Below are 24120 nucleotides of genomic sequence, written 5' to 3'. Positions count from 1 at the left end.
CTTCCTGCTTAGTGGGGCACCGTCTACGCTGCCGAGCGTATGTTTGACTTTGCAGTGAGCACATGAATGGCAGCGTTGAGGCTACTGACGGTTTGCTCCAGCGTTTCGACGATCTGCATGGCCTGCAGATTCTGATTGAGCTGTTGCTGCAATGCGGCGAGTCGCTGTTCCGATTCCGTAAGCTGCAGCAGCGTTCGTCCCAGACTGTGCAGTTCTTCGGCCTGCCCACATGCCGATAACGATGTCTGCTGCAGTGCTGACTGCCACGACTCGATCCGATCACTGAACTGTGCCAGTGAACCCTGCATCTGGTCGGCGAACGCTTTTGTCGAGCGATGCAGCACTGCACTGTACGAATCGCCTGCCTCACTCATCGCATGGCGGTGCGATTCCAGGACAAGGTCTGTCTCGCGACCAAGCGACTCGGAAATCCGGGCCGTTCCTTCCAGGAGCGTCTGGCTCCATTTCGACTGGAGTTCTTCAAGATGTGTCGTCCACGCAGCCTCCTGCTTCCTGAGCAAGAGTCGCGTCTGGTGCAGCACCTCATCACTGCCGGCCTCCGAACTCTGTTCGGGTGATGGCACCAGCGAGGCAAACAATGTATCGATACCAAATTGTTCCACTTCGCTTAGCAGCGCCTGTTCCCGACGTTCAACGACGAACGTGCTGAAAACCAACACTATCGACATCCCGAGCGCCTGAGCGGTTGTGTCGAATGCAACCGCAAGGCCTGCCGTGACCTCCGGCAGAGAAGACTCCAATTGCTCTGGCGTTACGTTGGCGATTGCGATGGTGATCCCTATGACGGTTCCGAGGAAGCCAAGGATCGGTATTGCCCATGTGATGGTTCGCATCATAGCGTAGCTCTGATGCAGACGTTCAGAAGCCAGTTCTGCCAGATACCGTAAATGCTCTTCGAGACTCGCCCCTGCGTTGCGATTGCAATACTGAATTGCGTCACCAACTCTCGCAGCTGCGAAAGTAGTTCGAATCACCGGCTCAATGGGATGAAGCCACTCCTCCGCAGATTTGCATTCGCGAATACGTGCCTGCTGCTCCTCGACGAATTCCAGCCCACGTCTTTCCTTCTGCGAACGACGAAAACCGGACCAGAGGATGCTGCATCCAATACAGAATAAAAATGTACTCACATACTCCAAGGGGTGACTGCAGAAATATCGCGTCACGAACTCACGGGCACCCGGCATGACAGGGGCGACGGCATAGAAAATCACCGTCAGGAAAGCCCCCGGAATTACGACTCCAAAGAGACTTTGTTCACGCCTATTGCGAAGCGTTCGGGTGCCATGTTGAGACTCAGCCCCCTTTTCAGAAGTGCGGATCCCTGTGGACTGTAGATTGGGCGACATAGTCTTGCTTCCGTGCAAAGTCGCAGAATTCTCGTTCGTCAAAGTGGCAGAGTAACGAATGCCCCGTGAAAACAGATAGTGGAAAGTGCCGCCAGAATAAACCAGCAGAATCTGCCGCAGCCCGGTTGCACAGTCCCGGTAAACTTTATCGGCTAAAACAACAGCGACCGACACCCTACCATGGTGGAGAGTGTCGGTCGGTGCATTTTTCCCGAAGATGTTGCGTCTATCGAGACGTCAGTTGCAGTTGAGGGCGAATCTGCTCTCGACGTGCTTCAACAACCTCTTCAGCTTTCTGAACTGTCAGCTCAACAGCCTGAAGCTCAGCTTCTGCCTGCTGCACCTGAACCTTGATTGGCTCTGATTCTGCTTCCAGTTGCTGCACCATTTTCTGAGCAGCAACCATTTGCATTTGAGCATCGCTCATTGCCTTCGCTGCAGCATCAGATTCTGCGTTTAGCTTTGCTGCTGCCTGGGTCATAGCGACGACCTGTTCACGATCAGCAACAATCTCTTTTTCCTGACGCTGGACGATGTTCTCCAGTGTTGCGGCAGAGGCCTTGATCTCTGCGTCTTCAGCCAATACCGCAAGCGCTGCCTTGGCCTGGTTCAGGGCAGAGACGACCATGGGTTGTGCCATCTCTCGCTGGGCCAATTGTTTCTGCTGGACATCCAGAAGTTTCTGGACTTCTGCCATCTCCGCCAACTTCTGCTTCATTGTCTGTTCCGCCGCAGTCATCATCATGCGAGCTTTCTCTGCTGCAGACTGGTTTGAGGAGACTTCGGTTGTCTTCTCTTCCATGACGGCCTTGATTTCGAGGGCGGCCAGCTGCCTGGAGTCTCTCTCCTTTCGCGCGAGTTCTAACGCTGCCAGTTCATCCCGCAGTGCAACATAATTCTTCCAGCGAGCAATCAACGTATTGACCCGATTGACCTCTGACTGGGCGGCAACAAGATTTGCATCTGCTGAAGCCAGTGCCTGGTTCAATGGTTCGACTGCGGCAACTTCCTTTTCCGTTGCTGCTTTTGCCGCCGTTGCTTTTGTGGAATAATCGGTCAATGACTGCTTTGTCTTTGCCAGCGATTCATTGAGTTTTGCCAGCGTTTCGGTAGTGGCAACCAGTGCCGTTTCTGTTTCGGAGAGCTTTGCATTTCTTGCCACAACCTGAGCCTGCAGCTGACCAGCAATCTTCTTCAGTTCCTCATCCGACTGAATTGTCGAAGATGCTTCCACCGCTTTGACCGCAGCCGCATTCAACTCAGGGATCGCCTTCTTCAGTGAGCTGACCAAAGCCTGCTGCGTTGTCTGAGCGGCGGTCGCAGCAGTGACTTGCTTTTCAAGCTCCTGAACAGCCGCAGTCGTATCAACAACAAGTTTTTCGATTTCTGACTGGGTCTTCTGTGCAGCAGCGACCTTCTCCTGCTGCATTTTTAGTGTAGATGCCGCCAGAGCCTGACCATCTGCGGCGGCCTTCATCGCAGCGTCTGCAGGTGCTAAGAGGCTTTCTGCTTCGGCAACCCTTTGTTCAAGCATCGGAGGATTTGTGCTTAGCTGACCAAGGCGAGTTCCGTCTGCAGCGTTCCAGACTCGAATCTCGCCCGTCCAGTCTCCGGCCACGACACGATCAGTTTCGTCGCAATGCGTCGCCTGCAGTGCCAGGTCCGCGAACGCCTCAAATGATCGAAGCGCGCCGCCGTTTCCATCCCAAAGCTTAGTGACCTTATCTCTGCCCGAGGAAACAAGACGCCCATCTCGGGTATACTCAATCGAGAAAACTCCGCCGCCATGCGCGCCCCAGTTCTTGATCTGGCCACCGTTTTCCATCTCCCAGAGGCGAATGGTGCCATCTTCACTGCCTGATGCCAGCACATTTCCGTCGCCACGCCAGGATACAGACGTGACGGCAGCCGTATGTCCTGCGAGTGTCAGATACTCACGCCCGGTGTAAGACTCCCAGACATGCAATCCACCGTTGCGATCCGATGTTGCCAGCAGTACGTTGTCGGGGCTGAACTCAAGGGAGTAAATCCAGTCGGTGTGTTTGGCAATCTCGTAGACCAGTTCTTTTGTCCCGGTATTGTAGACCCGAACGATCTTCTGCGGACCACCGAGAGCAATCAGGGTTTGATCAGCGCTGATGTCTGCAGCCAGAACCTCATCCAGCTCGTCCCCAACCTCCATCATGCGTTCGCCAGTTCGAACGTCCCAGACGACAGCCAGACCACGGGCTGCACCATGCCCGCCACCAGCGAGCAGCAATGCTCCGTTGCGGCTGAATTTCAGCACACGAGCCTGCCCTTCAGGGAATGGCAGAACACCCAACGGTTGCATGGTCTCGCTGTGATAAAGAATCACCTGTTTCTGACCTGCTACCGCGACAAGTTTCGCCCATGGGCTGGTCGCAATTGCTGATACGGCAGTTGTGGAGCCGGTATGAACAACGGGTTCAAGGTTGAGCACATCGGGCATCGGTGCCGGTCCTTCAGGACGGACTCCAGCAGACACCTCGACAGTTAGATTTACTGTTTGTTTCTTGATCATGACCTTGCTGGAAGATGTCTCGGGCGCTCCACCTTCGATCCATTTTCGGACCACATCCAGCGTTGCATCCGGAAGCCGGTCAGCATTCGGAGGCATGTAAGGCTCGCTGACATGGGACATCAGCGCATAGAGATAACTTCCGTCCGACGATCCAGGCTCGATCACAGCTCCCGACGCCCCACCTGTCATCAGGGACGTATAGGTGGTCAGGTCAAGGTCAGCTGACTTCTTGTTCGTGTTGTGACAACTGAAACACTTGTCTCGAAAGATCGGACGCACGTGGTCTTCGTAGTTGACCTTTTCCTGCCCCGAGACAATCGCCGTCCCCTGCAGCAATAATGCGGCGGCAAAAATCGAGATTGCTTTTGCGTTTGTCATTGCAAACACCTTTGGATTCGACATCACCCCACCGGATGCTGCCGTTTAGACTGAAAATCAAAAACCGTTACCAACTACGTCTTCGGCACTCTTTTGCTATTCCCCGCAGACTTCCATGCCTCGGTTTTGGAGTCGGCGATGGCCCGCCTGTGGTTGAACCACAGGATCGGACCATACAAATGATGCCGGATGCTCTGGTCCTAGTGGTTAAACAGGAATTCCCGAGAGTTCAGAAGAGACCAAAAGATGTCTTCAAGAACTTCCTGCGGATTCTGTCCGTCCTGAAGCATCCCTGTCAGAGCGGACAATTCCGCCTCTGTCGGTTTCCGGGTGAAACACCGGACATACAGTTCAGTGATGATTTCAGCGGGTGTACGGCCTTCTTTCAGCATCGCGGGAACCAGACCGCCCTGCTTGATCTTATTGTTGGATGTTTCGCCGTTGATCAGGTGCAGTGCCTGCGAAAGATTGGGTTCCATTTTGACTTCGCACGAACACACCGTCTCACGTTTCGCTCGACCGAACGTGGTCAGAAAGTAGGTTGAGGTATTACCGTCCGCAATATGGACCGCCCTCGCACCGACCGGCAATCCCGGAAATTTCTCCTGTGTCGATGTGACCAGGTTGATACTGTCCAGCAGCACCTCGGCTCGGAATCGTCTCAGTTCTGCCTTCGCAAAATTGCGATTGTCCATCGCATTCGTTTCATTGGCAGTTGTGGACAATTGATATGTTCTTGAAAGGCAAATATCTCTGACGAGTGAACGGAAGTCGTAGTTGTATTCTGTGAACTTACGACCGAGTTCATCCAGTAACTCTGCATTGCTTGGTGGATTGCTCACACGGACGTCATCCACTTCATTGATGATTCCACGTCCGAAGAAGTGAGCCCAGACAATGTTTGCAAGATTCTTCGCGAAGTATGGATTTTCCGGGCTCGCCAGCCACTCAGCCAGGACTTCGCGGCGATCACGCCCCTTCAGATCGGGAGTTGCACCACCCAGAAACTTTGGCGTCATGACGCGATTGTCAACCAGATGGCGAACTTCGCCACCGCCAGAATTGAAGATGATGGTTTCCCGTGGATCCTCACCTCGCTTACGACCTATTTGCGAAAAGAATGCTGCAAAGCCGTAGTAGTCGTCCATCGTCCATCGATCGAACGGATGATTGTGACATTGTGCGCATTGAATTCGCATGCCCATAAAAACCTGAGCAACGTTCTCTGCAACTTTCAGCGTCTCAGTCTCAGTCTGGTAGTAGTTCGTAGCCGGACTTGCAAACGATCCTCCGCGGGAAGAGAGGATTTCCTGCACCATCACATTGGAAGGAGTATTCGCTGCGATTTTTTCCTTGAGCCAGTTGAAATACGCGAGCATGGGCTTGGTGGCGACTCGGTTATCAATCGTTCGCACCTGAAGGAGTTCGGCCCATTTCATCACCCAGATGTCCACGAACTCTTTACGATCCAGAAGCTGGTCGACAACCTTCGCACGCTTCTCCGGATCAGTGTCGGCAGCGAACTTTTCGAAGTCTTCAGACGTCGGCAGAGTCCCGATCACATCCACGAATACGCGTCGCAGGAACTGTTCATCGCTGCAAACTTCGGAGGGCACAATCCGCAACTTGCGAAGCTTATTATGAACGAGGGTGTCGATGTAGTTGAATTCCGGCGTCTTCGGATCTTCGTAGCTCAGTCCCTTTGGTAACACGATAAAGTGAGATCCAACAGTATGCGTCCCAAACCGAGCCATAATGAAAGCTTCACCGCGGGCATGGGCGGTCACGACACCATCCTGGGTGATCTCGGCTGAGGTTTCGTTGCTCGAACTGAAGTAGGCAAGCGATGTGACATCTCGATCTGTACCGTCAGCGTACTTCGCGCGTACCGTCAGTTTCTGAGTCTCCCCTTCACCATCCATGACGGCTTCTTTCGGGTACAGTTCGACGGACACAATATCCGGAACCGGACCGGGGTCATTTGGCGCACCGACTTCCAGCCATCGCACGAGTGTGTTGTAGTACTCGCTGTCGACCTCGAATCGTTTGCCGCCGGTGTGCGGTACAGCACCATCCGCTTTTTCCACAAGCAGGCTTTCTGCAGGCAGAGCCAGGTTGATCCGCCGCCCGGGAATTTCCCGAGTCAGCCGAAAATGGTCACCTTCCGGATCGAAACCAAACAGCGACAGCCGAAACCCATCCTTACCGCGAGCAGCCCCGTGGCAGCTTCCATTGTTACAGCTTGTCTTCATGAACACTGGCATCACGTCCAGTCGAAAACTGATCGGAGGATCGATTTCACAGTTCTGCACGGAAATCGGTATCTCCACCGAATGACCGCCATAGGACACAGTCGCCTTCGCGGCGCCGTTGCCTGCCGGTAGAAACGTCGTTCCTTCCAGCTTTACGACAGAGTCTGTATCAACTTTGATTACGGCTTTGTCTGTAATATCAAATGTCAACCCATTCGGCATGACTGCCTGCACGAGGATCATCTGCTTGTCACGCATGGCTGACAAGTTCACATCGGCGGGAGCAACACTGATCGAAGCTGGCTGATCTTGTCCGAACACAGCCTCCGACAGAACACATAACGATGCGACAGACAGTATTAGGGATCTCATGATTTACTTCCGTCTCAATGAAGACGCTATCGTTCAAATGAATTGTTCAATCTACAGAAACAAAGGGCCTGTTCGGACGCAGCGACGAAACGCCGCGTTCGACTAGGGAGTACCTTCTTTGATCTTCTGCGCTTCGAGTCGCAGTTTCTCCAGTCGGCTCAGTCGCTTTTCGGCGGGTGGTGCCGGCTTGGCAGGTTCCGCCTTCGCAACCGCCGCCTGCGGCATTGGTTCTGCGGCTGGTTTCGGAATGGGTTTATCAATTCGAATTTCCGTGCTGCCAACCCGAGCATGGGTGATCGGTTCATTGTTTTCCGTCACAACGACCTGACAGAAAATGTTCTTGTGAGTCCCTGGAGGGCTATCAGCTTCCGTCTTGATTTTGAAGACCAGTTCCTTCGTTTCCGGGGTAATCTGGAGCGGCTCGGCAGTGACCTTGTGCGGAAGGCCCATCAGGGTCGCAACGGCTGGTGATTTCAGTTCCTTCAGAACATCGACGTCTCCCAGAATCTCCGTCTCCTGACCGACTTCAACTGAGGATCTTTTCAAAGCAATGCCTATATAAGGTTCAGCAATCTCCAGCGTAGCCATTTGAGATGCTGTCCAGGCCGCACCATTCACGTTCGCGGATGCAATTGCGTAGACCGGCCAGGCGCCCAGAGCGGCATTGCCATTTGCGTTCAACAGGTACAGTCCCTCGTTTTGTCCTTTGGGAATCTTGATTGCACTGTTGGCTCCAACTCCGGGAGGGCGATACGGGAACTGAACACTGATGTCCTCATCCCAACCCTCTTTCTTCGTGGCAACGATCTTCAGTTCGACCGATCCATTCCGCACGATAGGCACCTGCGGCTGTACAATTTCAATCGAGAACGGCAATTCTTCCACGACTGCAACCGGCAGACGCTCGACGTCCTTCCAGACGTAGAGAGACTGGCCTGGGTTTGCGATTACAAAATCCGCACGATTGATGAATCTTCCGCTCACATTCAGATTTGGATCGGATGCCTTCATTCGGAAGTCGACCAAAGCACCCCCGATCGGGGCATCCGCGGCCGCTTCAAACACCACTGGCATTGTGTTCTGATTTCCGGGCATCGGCTGCGAAATCATCTTGATTCCTGATGGCAACTGGATGTCTTCCATCACGAGGTCACCACCAAAGTTCTGCCGATCGGCAGAAATGAGCGTTGCGAAACGACCGCCCCGAGGTACATAAATCTGCTGTCGAGACTGCGAATACCGAGCGACGCGTGGTATCCCCAGCGTCAATGACGGCTTTACATCCTGAAACTCAACACGATAAGTATACTCCGGACCGCCGCGACCAAGATGGTCCGCAATTCGAAGCAAATATTCACCGTCTTCAGGCGCGGTGAACTTGATGTAGCTGTCCGGTCCGCGAGAGTCATCATTCCCGGCCACTCCCTTTCCATTCCCCAGGTAAATGTTCATCACCGGGTCGATTGCCGAACGAATCCGTCGCCCAAAACACTCCACGTCGAAAACCTGCCCCTTCTTCGCCGTGAATCGATATACATCGACGTCACCTGGTTCCTGAAGGACACCATTAAACGAACAAGGAAACTCGCAAACCGTGGCCTGTTCAAATGAGTTATTGGGTTCAGCTTCCAATGCGTTTGGCACTGGAGAAATTCGAACGATGTGGCCGGAGGGAGAGATACCACTTTCGTCTTCCGGAAAGATCAATGTCTCCGTCGTTCCATCTGCCGGCAGAGTCACTTTCTTTGAAAATGGTCCAAGAGCGTCGCCGATGAATGACAACTCAACCTCTTCTCCAGCCTTGCCTCCGGGTGGAAATACCGCAAGAGGACGTGCAAACGTCCCAACATGTAGTCGGTATCGGCAGTTGCCATTGCCACCATATCCACTTTCACGCACCTCAATGATGTACCTGCCATCTTCCGGTACGACGATGGATGTCACAGCATCCTGACGAACCAGGGGACTATCATCGACGGCAGTCAATTCAAATCGACGCTGATCCAGGATTGCGATGTAGGGATCGAACAAAGTTTGCCCGAAACGCATTCCTTCCACTTCCACGGAAAGCCGCTGCCCTTTCCTGGCCTCGATCTCGAAGTAATCGACGTCCTCATTCTGAACAACGCCGTTGACCGTAACATTCATCTCGATGATCTGTGGAGCCGAAAACTCTGTATTGGGTTCTTTTTCATCAACGTTTGGCAACGCACCGATGAAGAATGTTCGATAATCCGAAACTCCACTTTTTGTCCTCACCTGAGCCGTATGTTCGCCGAGTTCGCAATCCTCCGCGATCCTGATCTTCACATCGATGGTGTTTGCGTTGACAGGCTTGATTTCGACGACTTCAAACCCGGGCTCGTAAAAGAAGATCTCTTCCGCATCTTCCAGCCTGGCGCCGGAGAATCGGAAAACCTGCTCCGTACCTCGCTGAGCACCACGTGGTGTGATCACGGAGAGCGTCGGATCCGAAGCCAATAAGTCCGAATTACAGGCAAGAAGGGAGACTGCCAGAACAAACAGGAGTTTTTTCATCGCAGGACCTTTACACCGAAGTGAGAAGGAGCCAACCCGGGCGAGAAGCGCCGAGGGAAAAGAAGAAGGAATCCGGCCAGATCATTTCGGCCAGATGCTTAGTAAGTTCGGTGGGATATTTCTGCAGCAGCAGTGTATTGATTCGGAGGAGGGCGTGTTCGAAGAACGTGACACGGTTCGGAAACGGTTCGGAAACGGGCGAGCCGAACACGAAGAAACACCAGCGCTATGACAAATGCAGCGCTGGTGTTCGATCGAATTTTTTCAGACAAGCAACTCTCGGCGAACCTTGCCACCGTCGACAATTTCAATTGGTCGATCGCCAGGAGCCATCAGTTCTTTATCAGCGACAATTCCCAGGGCGTGGTAGATGGTCGTAGCCCAGTCGGCGACACTTAAAGGCTTCTCGTCGGGCTCACTTCCTGTCGAATCGGAAGATCCGTAGACAAAGCCGCCCTTCATCCCGCCGCCGGCGAGCACAACGCTGAACACCTTCGGCCAGTGGTCTCGACCCGCTGTGCCGTTAATCTTTGGTGTTCGCCCAAATTCGCTGGCGACACAAACCAGCGTATCCTTCAGACGTCCACGTTCGTCAAGGTCACGAATCAGCCGAGCGAATGCCTGGTCCAGAGGCGGTACCTGATTATTGATTCCGTTCGCGATGTTGTCGTGCATATCCCAGCCGCCGTACGTCATGGTGACAAAACGGGCACCTGCTTCCACAAGGCGACGGGCCATCAGCATCCGCGCCCCAGCCTGATTGCGTCCGTACTCATCACGAAGGGCGTCTGGTTCTTTGCTCAGATCGAATGCTTCCCGAGCTGTTTGTGAGCTGAGCATTCCGTAGGCCCGCTGATAGAAAGTATCAACAGCGTCCAGCGAATCTGCCTTTTCCTTTGTCAAAAAGTAATCATTGACGGCGTCGAGCGCTTTACGGCGGCGAGTAAACCTTTCGTCGGTGACACCACCAGGCAGCTGCAGATCACGGACCGTGAAATTACCGGAAGCCGGATCGGCACCAAGACTGAACGGAGCAAATGAAGAGCTCAGGTAGCCCGTTCCGGCGAATTCGTTGGGCTGGTTTGGAATGCAAATGTACTGGGGCAAATTATTTCGAGGCCCAAACTCGTGGCTTACCACACTGCCCATGCTCGGATAAGACAGCGCCGGGCTCGGACGATAGCCCGTGAACATATTGTGCGTTCCACGCTCGTGAGCCGCCTCGCCGTGCGTCATCGAGCGACACACAGTCAATTTGTCCATCACGCGAGAGGTTTGTGCCCATCGCTCATTGAGGAACACGCCGGGAACGTTGGTTTCGATCGAATTCATCGGTCCGCGGTACTCAATCGGGGCGTACCGTTTCGGGTCAAAACTCTCCTGGTGAGCCATCCCGCCGGGAAGGAATATGAAGATCACCGACTTCGCAGTTCCCTCTTTGCTTTCATAATTTTTGATGTCAGCCTGAGCAGACTGCATTTTCAGGTACTGAGCGAGGGTCAGTCCGATACCACCACAGAAACCAACGTGAAGGAAATCTCTGCGAGAGGATGGGCGAAGCATTTGCTGATCTCCGAGGCAGGCAACACACAAGTATTGTGTGCAGGGATTTTGGAGGAAACTGAGGCTGGGCTGTGTGGAAGGGCCAAATCCTCCGGAGTTGACCACTCACAGTACCAATGTGATACTACCCTGCCAGCACATTGTCAAGAAGCCGACAGGCGAATCACTGATGGTCCTCATGACTGAACACAGCGTTCAGCAGGGCTACGCACGGAAGCAAAGCCTTTATTCGTGCCGATTCTCGGGAGGATTGCCTGATTTTACGGAATTTGCGGGATCAGCTTGCGAATGCTTCCTCGGAGGTTCTCCCGTTGAGCGATTTTCTACCAGAACCTGCCATCCAGGGCATTTTCCGAATGCGGCGAACAATTACTGTCATTTTGATCACACTCAATGTAGACGCAGCAGTCATGGCAGATGAGTCGCTTTATTCGAGAACCTTTGTCGGTTCCAGCGTTCCAACGGGAAATGAATCCATCGAGGAATCTGCCGAATCGACTGAGGAGCAACAACCGCGAATTCCGGCGTTCGGTGTTCCAACGCTTGGCGGGATGCAGTTTTGGGGAGACGTCGAGTTCTTTCAGGGATGGAAAATCCAGCAGAATGTCCTTTCACGACATTATCGATTGCTTAGCCCGACGGCAGCGCGCTTCGCTTCCGGAACGCTGGAGCAGTGCCAATCGATGCTGCGGGCCATTGCGAAGCGCGATCAACTTCCCGAACATCGCAATAAAGCGGTCATCATCCTTCATGGAATCGGCCGGTCATCAAAATCATTCAGCACGATGCATTCTGCACTTTCCAGCGCTGGCTACCTGGTGGTGCCGTTCGAATACCCCAGTACCAGGGTTTTGCTGGAACAGTCATCTGACTACCTGCAATCCGTAATCGCTTCTCTGAAAGGGAGTGAGTCCATTGATTTTGTCGTGCACAGCATGGGCGGGCTCGTCGTCAGAATGTGGCTGACCCGCCACAAACACGATCCTCGAATTCGTCGACTTGTGATGCTGGGCACTCCGAACAAAGGCGCGGAGATGGCAGACATCCTCCGGAGCAATGCATTCTACAGCCTTGTCTATGGGCCAGCCGGCCAACAATTGACAACCGGCGAACATGGCGTCAGCAACATCCTGCCGGTACCTCCCTTTGAATTCGGCGTCATCGCCGGAGGCAAAGGAGATGATCGCGGGTTCAATCCACTGATAAAAGGTGATGATGATGGTACCGTAGCGGTAGCCAGCGCCAGGCTCGAAGGGGCGGCTGATTACCTCAGAGTTCCCCGATTACACAGCTTCCTGATGAACGATGCTGAAGTCATTGCTGCGACGAAATGCTTTCTCGAACACGGTCGATTCGGCCGGGATCGTAAGCCTGAACCTGTCATTCACAACGATTCCCGGACAGAACCTCCCGTGAGTTCCGCCAATCAGGTATGTAACACACCAAAAAAAGACACAGCCCACTAGTTTTGCCGGCAGCCCTGTCCGGATTAAGCTTCGCCTGGTGTAAGATGCTGCACGGCACTGCCTGACAGTTGACTTCCGGATGAACAAAGGCTCCCGCTGGGTTGCCGAGGAGAAATCGCATGCCGCTGATTGAAACGTTTGCCCACGGACAGTTTTCGTGGGTCGAACTCGTTGCCGAACATCTGCCATCCTCGATCGAGTTCTACAAGCGTATTTTCGAGTGGCAGCAACATGACCTGAACCATGACTGTGATGACACATTGCCGCATATCCAGTTTGAATCAGACGGCCAGCCAGTGGCTGGGTTGATTCAGATGGCTCCGGAACTGGCGAAGTCCGGAATGCCGAGCGTCTGGAATTCCTACGTGTGTGTGAATGATGTCGATGAAACTTTGAGTCTGGCAGAGAACCTGGGAGGAAAGATTACCTGCCCTGCGATGAATGCCGGCGAACATGGACGGGTGGGATTTCTGTCATCACCCGGTGGCAGCATCATTGGAGTCTGGCAGAAAGGTTCTCACGGCGGCGCTTCGTTGCGAAACGAACTCAACAGCGTCTGCTGGAATGAGCTGATTTCAAGAGATGCCGCGGCAGCCCGTCAGTTTTACGGTGAATTGTTTGGATGGACATTCGAGCCATTCCAGGGCGACATCGATGTCGAATACTTCACCATCAGGTGTTCCACGGGAGAACAAATGGGAGGCATCATGCAGATGTCGTCTGAATGGAAAGAGACGCCGTCGCACTGGTCGGTTTACTTCCGCGTTGATGCCGTGGACAGCGTCACTGCTGCCGTGCAGAGAAGCGGGGGGGCTGTCGTCGTTCCCCCGTTTGATACGCCTGTAGGTCGAATTGCCATCCTTGCCGATAACAATTCGGCCGCCTTCAGCATCATTCGACTGAATGAAGAGGTTTGAACCAGCGCTGCGTTCACGCAATCTGCGTCGCCAAAGAATGCTCATCGTTCACAAACAGCCGTCTGCAGATTCGTCTCAAGTCATCAACTTGCTCCTGATGGAGTCTGTATTCGACTGTCCGCGTCTGCTTAACAATGTGATGTTCCACGCTGTTTGCATTCTTTCTACTGATTTATCATTTTGAGCCGTTGTCTGCCGCCCCTGGAAGCACCACTATTGAATCCCTTATGACCGACCTGAGCAAACAGAGAGTTGACACTCGTGTCGTTGTGGAAACTCCGGAAGGTGTGGACTTCGAATTCACGATTGCCGGCCCAGGCAAACGCGCGGTAGCGTTTCTGGTCGACATGCTGATTAAAGTCCTCGTCGCAATTCTTATGATGATATGTCTTGGGTTCTTTATGCGATTCGGAATTGGCTCGGCTGGGATCGCAATAGGAATGTACCTGACGGTCGCTTTTCTGCTGGACTGGTTCTACCGCAGCTTCTTCGAGATTATCTGGAACGGCCAAACGCCGGGGAAGCGAAGCCAGAAACTGCGTGTTGTGCACACCAATGGCACCCCGGTCACACCCACCAGCGCGATTGGTCGCGGGTTCCTGCTCGCCGCCGATGCTCAGCCTTTCGTTCTTTACACCGCGGCATTGTTCTGCATGCTGTGTACGCGGCGACTGCAGCGACTGGGGGATGTCGTTTTCGACACCATGGTGATTGACGAGAACCGGGAACGGATTACCCGTGCCGCCGGGCTGACACATGGTCTGGAGCCCATCCCCCGCCCAGAATGCTCGGGAAAGTACAGCGTTCCAGAACGTACACTGGCGGTGATTGAGCGGCTGTTTGAAGGCGATCGGATGATTTCAGACGCCCGACGCGAGGAGATTGCAAGGCCGCTCAGTCTGGCTCTGCGCAGCCGACTTGGCTGGGATGAAGGTGCCCCCGACCCATCGAATCCGCATACCTTCTTTGAACGCGTCCCCAATCGGCATACGTTCTTCCTTCGACGAATCCTGAAGACGTTTTCAGATACCGAAGACAAGGAACAGCGTTCCAGTCTTCTGGCCCAGGGTTTGAGGCAGACGGCTGAGGTCAGGCCCAGCCGTATGCGGCGTTCCGCGCCAGTATCAGCGGAGGACCGGCGGAACAATCTTGATGATTGGCTGGAAGAAGAAATGGTGCTCCGCTCCGGAGGCGACGCCAACACGGACTCCACCGGGCTGCCCAAATGACTCGCGAACGATTTATCCGACAGCGACGAAACGACTGGCGAAAGTTCGAAGAGCTTTTGCTGCACCTGAAGTCGACTCGCGCATCGAAGTGGAGCAGCGGTGATGTCAGCGATCTGGCTCGGCTATACCGATCCATCTGCTATGACCTGTCCCTCGTGCAGTCTCGTGAATGGGGCATGCGACTCGAACGTTATCTCAATGACCTTGTTGCCCAGGGGCACAATTGCCTGTACCGCACTCAGCCAGTGAGCTTCAAGGTCGTGACGCGGTTTCTGGGAGTCCGATTTCCGCAACTGTTGAGGCATTATCACACAGCATTCTTCGTAGCAATTGCACTGTTTGTCGTTCCTTTTGTTGTTTGCACGTGGATTGGCTACCAACGTCCGGACCTGGCCGAACTGATCGCGGGAAAGGCAGCCACAGACGAAGCGATAGAGGACTTCGGAACGGACAAGTACACAAAGTTTGACGAGGTGTATGCGGGACAGCGATCCATGATGGCCGGATTCTACATCCGTAACAATATCGGGATCGCTTTTCAGGCGTTCGCACTTGGCATGTTCTTCGGAATTGGCACTGCCTGGGTGCTGCTTTCGAACGCAATCGCAACCGGTATGGTTACCGGCTACCTCTGGCATCACGGCGGAGACGCCTGGCTGAACTTTTCCAGTTTTGTCATTACCCATGGAGCGTTTGAGTTAACCGCCATAGTTGTATCAGGTGCCGCTGGCATCGTACTCGGCACAAGCATTGTCTGGCCCGGACAAAGAACCCGGCGGGATTCCATCCGACACAGGGGAAAACACGCGCTGGAAATTACACTCGGCGCCGGTGTGATGTTGCTGATCGCCGCAATGATTGAAGGATTCTTTTCACCAATGCCGATCGACCCTCTCATCAAGTATATCGCGGGGACATTCGCCTGGGGCGGCGTGATCGCCTACCTGGGATTGACCGGACGTGGAGCTGCACCAATTGCGTTCGACGAGGAAACAGTATGAAAGTCGAAGACTGCATTGTTTCTGTTGAGCGGAGAACTCTCGGTGGATGTCTGGATCTGGCATTCGTTTTTACTCGGGAATTTGCTGCGCCGTTGTTCCGGCTGACAAGTCTGTTCGCCATTCCATCCTGTGCGCTGGTCTGGGGGATGACTGCCGTTTCTCCCAACATGCTGTTTCCTTCGCTGTTTGTATTTTTGTTCTTCTCCAGCCTCTTCAGTGGCGCATTGGTTTCGGCAATGGGACCGCAGGTCTTTGGAGTGCCCATTTCTATCCGGCAGGCCATGCGATCCTTCCGGAAACGAATCGTAGGGTACCTACTTCTATCTCTGTTTTACCGATTCCTTCAACTTGCCACGTTCATGTGTTTTGCCTTCCCCGCAGCGATTGTGACAGCACAGAAGGGACATATGCCGGAAGTTCTGCTTCTGGAACATACCCCGCTGACACAGGTCACATCGCGACTGTCATGGCTCAGCAAGGGCGGCGGTTTTTCCCGGAATCTCTCGCACGTCATCGGGCTGGCATTTGTCTGGATACTGATCAGTCTTGGCGTGTTCATCACAATAGACGTTCTTTCAAATGCCCTGATCAATATGCCTGTTTTTGTGGGAAGACTGCCAAATCCGCGTGTCGACTTCAGCGATCGAATGATGGCAATCGCTCTGGATAGTCCCCTGTTTCTGACGGTGATGCACATTGCCATCTGGATTCCATTGCCGCTGGTGAGGCTGGCCTGGTTCTTTTGCTATCTGGACCAACGAATTCGAAACGAATGCTGGGACATCGAACTTCAGTTCCGCGTCGAATCGCGACGGTTGGAGGAACTCACATGATGCCCACGCTCGCTGCAGTGCCCGAAACGAATCATCATCGCAATGGGTCATGGAAGATTGAACTCCCTTTGCTTTCAGGCCTCCGTTGTTGGGTCGCCCGCACAGCGCTGCTGGTCCTGATCTCGCTGTCTGGTGGTTCGGTACACGGGCAACCGACGATCGAATCCTCACTGCGATCAAGGCCGATTGCGATGGCTTCGTCACCAGCCCTGAGCTCATCATTGGTGCAGGACTCGGTCTTCAGTGATGCACAGATTCAGGATGCAGCACAGAGTGTCATGCAGGAAAATGAATTTCGATCAGTTCGAAGCCGCATCCTGGAACGGATGGATCCGCCTGAACTGGTTGAGAATGACATTGGATTTCTGAATGATGTGCAACAGTGGGTTCTGGATGGTATTCGTTCGGTGTTTGATGCCATCGGTGATTTCTTCACCTGGATCATTCGTTCGATTGGCTTCAGAAGTTCTACTCGCAACAACAACCCGGGCGTGCCCGTCAACGGAGCTCTTGGCGCAGGAGCCGGACTGCTGTCGCAGGCATTTACGCTGCTGGCGATTGCAGCCATTCTTTTCATACTGGCAGTGATTGTCGCGATGGTCGTGAAATCGATGGACAAACGCAAGACAGAGACCGGAGGATTGATCATTGACGGAGAGGAAGATCTGGCAAACTTAAGTAAGCCGCCCGGTGAGCTCGCGGCGGCGACCTACGAAGGACGCGCAGTGCAGTTTGCTGCCGAGGGCAACTTTCGCGCAGCGATTCGCGAGTTGCTTCTGGGATCAATGAGCTGGATCGAACGGTCGGGGTTGATTCGGTACCGCAAAGGGCTCACGAATCGCGACTACGTTCGATCCGTTTGGCGTCGTCGCGGGAAACGAGACGCCTTTGCGATCACTGCACTGGAGTTTGAAAAGATTTACTTCGGACGCCGTGAGGCGACACGGGAATCTTTCGAAAAATGTCTGAACGCATTCAAAGGAGCTTTCCGTGAAGAAGAGCAAGCTGAAGCGGTCTGACATCTTCTGGGGTCTCTCAATCGCTTTCCTGGTCATCCTTCAATTCTGGTGGCTGCCTGGCGAGAAAGGATCTTCGGCGGATTCTTACAGTAACTCAATCAACGGCAAGCTGGGGCTGTACAAGACCCTTTCAGCACTCTTTCCCTATGTCGAGCGTGACGTAGACTCACTGATTCCCGCCAATAATCATTCTGTACTGCTGCTGGTGTCGCCTGAACGATACCCGACAGAAGTCGAAGAGCGGGAACTTCTCGCGTATGTCAGGAATGGTGGCTATCTGCTCTTTGCACCAGCCATGGAAAACAATGCGTGCGAAATCCCATCCCTTGGGATTGAGATTAACTCGAGTACATGGTTTTCCCCCGTCGTAACGACAGCCGCTGCACCAACCACCAGCTCTGGTAGTTCGAAAGAGCAAAGCCAGGGGAATGTTCCATTGGAGGATTCCACAGCGAATCCAACTGCACTTCCTGCTGAAATGCCTGAAGGCGATGTCAAACAGACCGACGTGAACAACGCGGAAGACAATGCCGCCTCAATCCCGCCCACATCCGCAGCAATTGATACAAAAGCAGGTTCAGAGCCGGCCTCGGACTTAAGCAACCCCATGAAGCAGATTGTTGACAGATCAGATCGATCCGAAACTGGCCTGGGGCCGATCGGCGGCGATAAAGACCTGACCGCAGAAGAATTGGGAAATCAGGTTGTCACAAAGGAAACAAGCGCGAGTTCGGTTATCACACAGGGATCGGTCACGTGGCGATCGCGTTCAACCCTGCGATTGCCTACCGAATACCATGCGGAGCCGCTCGTCACATCAGACGACGCCGTTGAGGTGGCATTCTGGAACGTTGGTCGCGGCGGAGTGCTGGTGACATCCAGCCCGGATATTTTTTCAAACCGCAGTATGCTGTTTCCGGAATCAGCTAACCTTGCCGTGCGTCTGGTGGAGTACCTTTACAAGAAACAAGTTGCTGAACGTTCTGAACCGTGCGTTGTTATCGTGAATGAGTATCTGAACGCGAGCAATGCCTACCAGCAAACAGGAGTCCTGTTCAGTCCGGCAATGCGAATAGGAACCCTGCAGCTGGTGGTCCTGTGTCTTTTGTCGCTCTGGTTCGGTTTTCACCGATTTGGCCCGGCAACTGCCGTTTCGGATCACCGCCGCCGTTCACTGACCGACGCAGCCGAATCAACCGGAACACTGTATTCACAACTCAATGATGGTGGCGGAGTCGTCCGGGGTTACCTGGAGTATATTCGCAGCCAGCTTCGACGCCGATTTGGTGGAATGGTTCGACTGGAAGATTACGACGCAATCGCTCAGCGGTCGGGGCTGCCAGTTGAACAGGTCCGCGACCAGATCAGAAGGGCCGAACAGATAGCATCTTCGGGCCAGGTCAGCCCAGCGGTGGCAGCAACCTCACTGCGATGGCTGGCGACGCTTCACAACAAGCTTTCTTACCAGGAAAAAACACGAAAGAAATAAATGGAACTTCATCAGGTAAAACAGTCATTCGATCAGGCACTCGAGCAGATTGGTACTGTGCTTGTCGGACAGGTGGAATTGATTGAGGGTGTTCTGGTCGCGCTTTTCGCAGAAGGCAGCGTATTGATCGAGGGGCCACCCGGCCTCGGCAAGACGCTTTTGGTCAACATCCTGTCGAAAACGGTCTCGTGTCACTTCCGACGTGTTCAGTTCACGCCCGACATGATGCCGTCGGATCTGACTGGGCACAGCATTTACGATATGAAAGAACAGGCGTTCCACTTCAATCAGGGGCCCGTATTTACAAACATCCTGCTCAGCGACGAGATCAATCGTTCGCCGCCCAAAACACAGGCTGCTCTGCTGGAAGTCATGCAGGAGCGGCAGGTCACCGTCGATGGTCACACGCACATCCTGGACCGGCCGTTTCTCGTGATCGCTACGCAGAATCCAATCGAGCATGAAGGCACTTATCCTTTGCCGGAAGCTCAGGTTGACCGCTTCATGTTTAAGCTTCTTGTTGACTACCCACCGACGGCCGACGAAGTGGGAATTCTTGAACATTACGCGGCAGGGCGGGATCCCAGACACCTCGAAGATTTCAACCTCAAGCCCATAATGACAGCTCAGCACGTCCTGGAGATCCAGGAAACCGTCAAAAGCGTCATCATTGAGCCCCGGTTGCTTCAATACATTGTCGACATCCTGAATGCTGCTCGCACCTGGGGCTCAGTCACTGTCGGGCCCAGCCCTCGAGCGGGCGTGAATCTTGTTGTCGCGTCTCGAACTCTGGCGGCATGCCGCGGGCGCGACTTCGTTACTCCCGACGATATCAAAGAACTGGTTCCGTGGGTGTTACGGCACCGCTTGCGACTGCGTCCGGAAGCAGAAATCGAAGGCAGCACTCCAGACGAAACCATTGCCGGGATCCTCGAAAGCGTTGAGGCTCCTCGGTCATGATTCCGTCTCGAGCTTTCATCGCAATCTCGGCCGTTCTGTGCGTACCTTTGATGTTGGCTGGTGTGAATCAGAATCTTGCGGACATCGCATTGGTCGCCAATATGATTCTGGCCATCGTTGCATGTGTCGATCTTCTGATCAGTCCATCACCCCGCGACATCGAAATTGAACGAGCCATTTCCGATGTTCTGAGCCTGGGTACCAGCAATCCGGCGTCGCTTGTTCTCCACAATAAGTCAAATCAGACCCTGACGATAGCCGTCCATGATGACGCCGGACCTCTGTGCAAAACGGAACGAATGCCCCAATCCGTAACTCTGGCCCCGTGGACACACGACAGGATCTCTTATTCGATTCTGCCGCATCAACGCGGTGCGTCACAGCTGGCTTCGGTTCATCTGCGTTTTCTCACACGACTTCGCCTCTGGCACAGACATCAGGAACGGCCCATACCCAAGCCAATCCAGGTCTATCCGGATATTCGAGCAGTCTATCGATACGAACTGATGGCACAGCAGAACCGTTTGGCTGAAATTGGCGTACGAAATGTTCGCATGCCGGGGCAGGGGCGTGAATTCGAAAGGCTGAGAGAATTTCGCTACGGTGATGAAGTGCGTCACATCGACTGGAAAGCCACCGCACGACAGCGAACCCTGATTTGCCGTGAATTCAACGTCGAACGAAACCAGAACATCGTCATCATGGTTGACTGTGGACGCTTCATGCGCAACGAAGCCGATGGGATTTCGTACCTCGACCGCGCGCTGAATTCCGCCATCATGCTGAGCTACATCGCACTGGGACAAGGCGACAATGTCGCGCTGCTCGCCTTCTCGAACCGAATTGAACGATTTGTGCGACCGGTGCGTGGAAAGCCGGGGATTCAAAGCATTCTTCGGTCCACATACGATATTCAGGCATCTGTCCATGCATCCGACTATAGCCTCGCCGTCGAATATCTGACAATGGTGCAGCGCAAACGAGCCCTTGTCATCATGATCACCTTCGTGACGGACGAACTTCAGTTACGTGTCATCGGAGAAAGCCTGCGCGTGCGTTCATTGCCGTACTTACCCATGTGTGTTCTGCTGCAGGATGTCGGGTTGAGGGCAATGGCGGACCGCGTTCCTGAAACCGACCTGGAGGCCTACCAGACAGCCGCCGCGGCACAGATACTGACGGGGCAATCCCACGAAGCGGCATCGTTACGCGAAGAAGGCGTTCTGCTGATCGACACACCACCCGATCTTTTGACAGAGCGTCTCATCAATGAATATCTGGCTATTAAATCCCGTGGAATCATGTAGCTCTGGGTCCGTCGACAGCTTCTTTGCACAGTGCATTTCCGAACGGTCATCCACGGAAACTCTGGCTGCAGGATCTGTGGGATTGTCCAGGTCTTCTGAAGCTCCCGCATCTCCGCCGAGAATTCTTCACTTGCCCGGCGGCGTCTCCTGGTCTTTCACCGGAAGAAGCTGCTGGTCAACATCGGCCGAGGCCGTGAGTTGTGACTCGATTGTCAGCTCGCGGATTTCCTTTTCACGGATCGGATGGTAGAGGTGAACTTCCATTAACTGAAATTCCCGAAACGCATCGACAGGGATTTTCTCGCGGGCGAGTTCTTTCAGGCGATCGACCGTTGCATCCAGTTTTATCCGGGTTGGAGTATCCTCGACAGTTGGGTCGTACGGAACACGCATCACGATACGCAGAAGCATAGGGCTGTCTTCGTTGTGGAGTTTGCGTTTGCCGCCCTCAACACGAGGGGCAGAATCTTCAAATTCAGCAACAATCGCCTCCTGCAAAGGCATGTACGGCAGCAGATGCAGGTTCCAGTACAGGAACAAGAGTCCTGTCGCGGTAAATCCCAACGTGAACATGGCCACCACAAGCCAACGACCACTCACCGTATTTCCGGACGATTGATTCATCTTTGTTTCTGCGAATTGAATTTCTACGAGCTCAGGGCCTCAGCGACATCAGTTTTGTAGGCGCTGATGGCTGGAAGAAAGCCAACCAGAATGGCGAGAAGAAGCAGGGCCGGGAACAGCACAATTTCCCATGGATTGATTGCCCATCGGTTGAGCAAAAGACCAGTCCGCTGCGAAACCGCAGGGGACGCCAGTGCGGCAATTCCGTGTCCCAGTAACCAGCCAATTAAACCGCCTCCGACACAAAGCAAAGTGGATTCTGCGATGATGATGCAGGAAAGCGTCGTCCGGCTCGCTCCCAGCGCACGCATGACTCCTATTTCCTTGCGGCGATCGGACATCGAGTTGTAGATACTGACACAGATGCTGACACCGGAGACGACGACGATGACAGCCGTCAGCAGGATGAGCGCCTTCTGTATATTCCCCAGCACATCCTTCATTAATCGCTGAATGGGAATGACGGGATTGACGGCCATGGCCTGATAACCCGTCTTCAGATCACTTATCAGCGACATCGCTGGAAAAGCCGAATTGCCGGACTGCGTGCGTACAAGGATGGATGTTACTTCCTTCATTGCATCCGGGGTCTCATGATGATGGTGATGATCGTGATCATGTCCCCCTTCGGCGTCGGCATCCAGATGGGCCTGAAACGAATCCAGCTGAGCCATCGACTTCTTCAGCATTTCAGGTTCTGCCGCGTAGAAGTCCTGCAACCGCTTGCGAACTTCCCCGACTGGTTTCGAGTGGCCTGCAATTGCATAGAACCCCTCCAGGTTCAGAAAGACGGACTTGTCATCTGCGGTCCCCGTCGGGGCAATCACTGCCACAACAGTGAACTTCTCGTCGTGCACATGATCACTTTCTGCGCCTCCATGTTTGATTGTGAATTGTGATCCAATATCCCAACTGTTCATCCGAGCCACTTCCGCGCCAATAATCGAATCGAATAAGCCATTCATTCGCTTGCCGCGAATCCGAAAGGACTTTCCGGGGGCGTATTCGTTCTCGAAATACTCGGACGTCGTACCGACGATCGGATAGCTGCCCTCTTCGGTGACATCGCCGAATGCGAGCGGGACAGCCGATTCTACACGTCGATCATTGCGCAGCTGTTCGAGATACATGTAGGGAAGGTTCTCAATGGGTGGCTGAATTCGGTAAACAGAACTCAGCACCAGCTGTAAGTCGCTTCCTTTCGGTCCAACGATCAGGTCATAGCCGGTGGAACGCTGATTGAATGCGGACTGAATCGCCCCGGAGATGATGAGAACAATCACCATCAACATGACACCCAGCGCAATACTCAGCGCGGTCAGGCTTGTTGCAACACGACGTTGACGGACGCTCTTCCAGGCAATTGAAAACATATTCATGCCACTGCCCCCCGAGTTGTGGTCCCAGGATGATTGAAATCGCTCAGTCGCTCAACACGGCCGAAAGTACCGGCGACTTCGGTTGAATGGGTCACCATCAGCAAAGTAATGTTGTTCTCCCGACAGGTATCACAAATCATCTTCAGGATTAATTCCTGATTCGCAGGGTCGACGTTGGCGGTTGGTTCATCTGCCAGCATCAGGCAGGGCCGGTTGGCAAGTGCTCGTGCAACAGCCACGCGCTGTTGCTCCCCCACAGACAATCGTTTCGGTGATTGATTCAATCGGTGACTCAAGCCGACGCGATCGAGCAGATGCAGTGCGAAGGTTCGATCAACCTTGCGTCCGGAGAAAGACATTCCCAGCAAGACGTTCTCGAGCGCGGTGAACGCCGGCAGCAGGTTGAATGTTTGAAAAACGATTCCAATCTTCTGGGCTCGAAATCGATCGCGAACAACCTCAGACATTTTCGCAATGTTTGTTCCGTCAATACGCACCTCGCCGGAATCCGGCAACAGAATGCCGGAAATCACATTCAACAGCGTCGTTTTCCCTCCTCCACTTGATCCGACAAGGGCCACCTGTTCGCCTTGCTGAAGGCTGAACTGATCGATGCCCAGCACCGGAATGGGGGTTCCGTCGGGCTGTCGATACGTTTTTTGAATATCTTTCAGCAGAAGTGACATGGGAAACTTTCAAAGGAAACGGCGGAATGCATGAGGACAGGAAGGCCTCTGCAGGTCGCATCACAGATTGCGGCAGCGTTGCAGGCGGACAGATTTCCGGAACACGAAATCCGTTCGGCTGAATCCGGCGGAAGAAAGCCCGTCGTCCCGGCGATCATCTTCCCGCAAAATGAAGAGCGTTGGCAAAGTACGCCC

17 protein-coding genes are annotated in these 24120 nt (G+C 53.8%); 9 read left to right on the top strand and 8 right to left on the bottom strand.

Features of this window, described 5'->3' with window-relative positions:
• Window positions 1–23 precede the first annotated feature (23 nt).
• From R3C20_07125 to R3C20_07105, 5 genes are all read right to left on the bottom strand, one after another.
• The gene (locus R3C20_07125) at window positions 24–1370 is read right to left on the bottom strand and encodes a MotA/TolQ/ExbB proton channel family protein (protein ID MEZ6040260.1); all 1347 of its coding nucleotides are present in this window, start codon (window positions 1368–1370) and stop codon (window positions 24–26) included.
• Window positions 1371–1596: 226 nt separating this feature from the next.
• Window positions 1597–4290 (bottom strand): c-type cytochrome domain-containing protein, encoded by a 2694-nt coding sequence (locus R3C20_07120; protein MEZ6040259.1) that lies wholly within the window; start codon window positions 4288–4290, stop codon window positions 1597–1599.
• Between the two features lie 200 nt (window positions 4291–4490).
• Window positions 4491–6914 (bottom strand): DUF1553 domain-containing protein, encoded by a 2424-nt coding sequence (locus R3C20_07115; protein MEZ6040258.1) that lies wholly within the window; start codon window positions 6912–6914, stop codon window positions 4491–4493.
• A gap of 102 nt (window positions 6915–7016) precedes the next feature.
• Window positions 7017–9452: a PPC domain-containing protein gene (locus tag R3C20_07110; protein MEZ6040257.1), complete on the bottom strand. Its 2436-nt coding sequence runs from the start codon at window positions 9450–9452 to the stop codon at window positions 7017–7019.
• A 264-nt stretch (window positions 9453–9716) separates the two neighbouring features.
• The gene (locus R3C20_07105; GenBank protein MEZ6040256.1) at window positions 9717–11015 is read right to left on the bottom strand and encodes a DUF1501 domain-containing protein; all 1299 of its coding nucleotides are present in this window, start codon (window positions 11013–11015) and stop codon (window positions 9717–9719) included.
• A 356-nt stretch (window positions 11016–11371) separates the two neighbouring features.
• On the opposite strand from R3C20_07105, the gene R3C20_07100 reads away from it, so the two are divergent.
• The 9 genes from R3C20_07100 (at window position 11372) to R3C20_07060 (ending at window position 21236) form a co-directional block, all read left to right on the top strand.
• A complete protein-coding gene (locus R3C20_07100; GenBank protein ID MEZ6040255.1) occupies window positions 11372–12481 on the top strand; it encodes a hypothetical protein in 1110 nt (369 codons plus the stop codon).
• A 119-nt stretch (window positions 12482–12600) separates the two neighbouring features.
• Window positions 12601–13398 carry a VOC family protein gene (locus R3C20_07095; GenBank protein ID MEZ6040254.1) on the top strand — a complete coding sequence of 266 codons (798 nt, stop codon included), beginning with the start codon at window positions 12601–12603 and terminating at the stop codon, window positions 13396–13398.
• A 227-nt stretch (window positions 13399–13625) separates the two neighbouring features.
• Complete coding sequence (locus R3C20_07090; protein ID MEZ6040253.1) at window positions 13626–14627, top strand: RDD family protein; 1002 nt, start codon at window positions 13626–13628, stop codon at window positions 14625–14627.
• A complete protein-coding gene (locus R3C20_07085; GenBank protein MEZ6040252.1) occupies window positions 14624–15628 on the top strand; it encodes a stage II sporulation protein M in 1005 nt (334 codons plus the stop codon). The genes R3C20_07090 and R3C20_07085 overlap by 4 nt, the downstream gene beginning before the upstream one ends.
• Window positions 15625–16461, top strand: a complete 837-nt coding sequence (locus tag R3C20_07080) for a hypothetical protein (protein MEZ6040251.1) — start codon at window positions 15625–15627, stop codon at window positions 16459–16461. Before R3C20_07085 ends, R3C20_07080 begins: the two co-directional genes overlap by 4 nt.
• Window positions 16461–17480 carry a DUF4129 domain-containing protein gene (locus R3C20_07075; GenBank protein MEZ6040250.1) on the top strand — a complete coding sequence of 340 codons (1020 nt, stop codon included), beginning with the start codon at window positions 16461–16463 and terminating at the stop codon, window positions 17478–17480. The genes R3C20_07080 and R3C20_07075 overlap by 1 nt, the downstream gene beginning before the upstream one ends.
• The gene (locus R3C20_07070; GenBank protein ID MEZ6040249.1) at window positions 17452–18969 is read left to right on the top strand and encodes a DUF4350 domain-containing protein; all 1518 of its coding nucleotides are present in this window, start codon (window positions 17452–17454) and stop codon (window positions 18967–18969) included. The genes R3C20_07075 and R3C20_07070 overlap by 29 nt, the downstream gene beginning before the upstream one ends.
• Window positions 18970–19929 carry a MoxR family ATPase gene (locus R3C20_07065; GenBank protein MEZ6040248.1) on the top strand — a complete coding sequence of 320 codons (960 nt, stop codon included), beginning with the start codon at window positions 18970–18972 and terminating at the stop codon, window positions 19927–19929.
• The gene (locus R3C20_07060) at window positions 19926–21236 is read left to right on the top strand and encodes a DUF58 domain-containing protein (protein MEZ6040247.1); all 1311 of its coding nucleotides are present in this window, start codon (window positions 19926–19928) and stop codon (window positions 21234–21236) included. The genes R3C20_07065 and R3C20_07060 overlap by 4 nt, the downstream gene beginning before the upstream one ends.
• A 126-nt stretch (window positions 21237–21362) precedes the next feature.
• Here the strand turns inward: R3C20_07060 and R3C20_07055 are convergent, their stop codons facing one another.
• The 3 genes from R3C20_07055 to R3C20_07045 are packed head-to-tail and all read right to left on the bottom strand — an operon-like array spanning window position 21363 to window position 23925.
• A complete protein-coding gene (locus tag R3C20_07055; protein ID MEZ6040246.1) occupies window positions 21363–21860 on the bottom strand; it encodes a hypothetical protein in 498 nt (165 codons plus the stop codon).
• Window positions 21861–21883: 23 nt separating this feature from the next.
• Complete coding sequence (locus tag R3C20_07050; GenBank protein MEZ6040245.1) at window positions 21884–23239, bottom strand: ABC transporter permease; 1356 nt, start codon at window positions 23237–23239, stop codon at window positions 21884–21886.
• The gene (locus R3C20_07045; GenBank protein MEZ6040244.1) at window positions 23236–23925 is read right to left on the bottom strand and encodes an ABC transporter ATP-binding protein; all 690 of its coding nucleotides are present in this window, start codon (window positions 23923–23925) and stop codon (window positions 23236–23238) included. The genes R3C20_07050 and R3C20_07045 overlap by 4 nt, the downstream gene beginning before the upstream one ends.
• Window positions 23926–24120: the final 195 nt, after the last annotated feature.

The sequence above is a fragment of the Planctomycetaceae bacterium genome, from assembly GCA_041398825.1.
Taxonomy (GTDB): domain Bacteria; phylum Planctomycetota; class Planctomycetia; order Planctomycetales; family Planctomycetaceae; genus F1-80-MAGs062.
The sequence above is the reverse complement of the archived record's forward strand: the minus strand, read 5'-3'. Positions and strand labels throughout refer to the sequence as shown.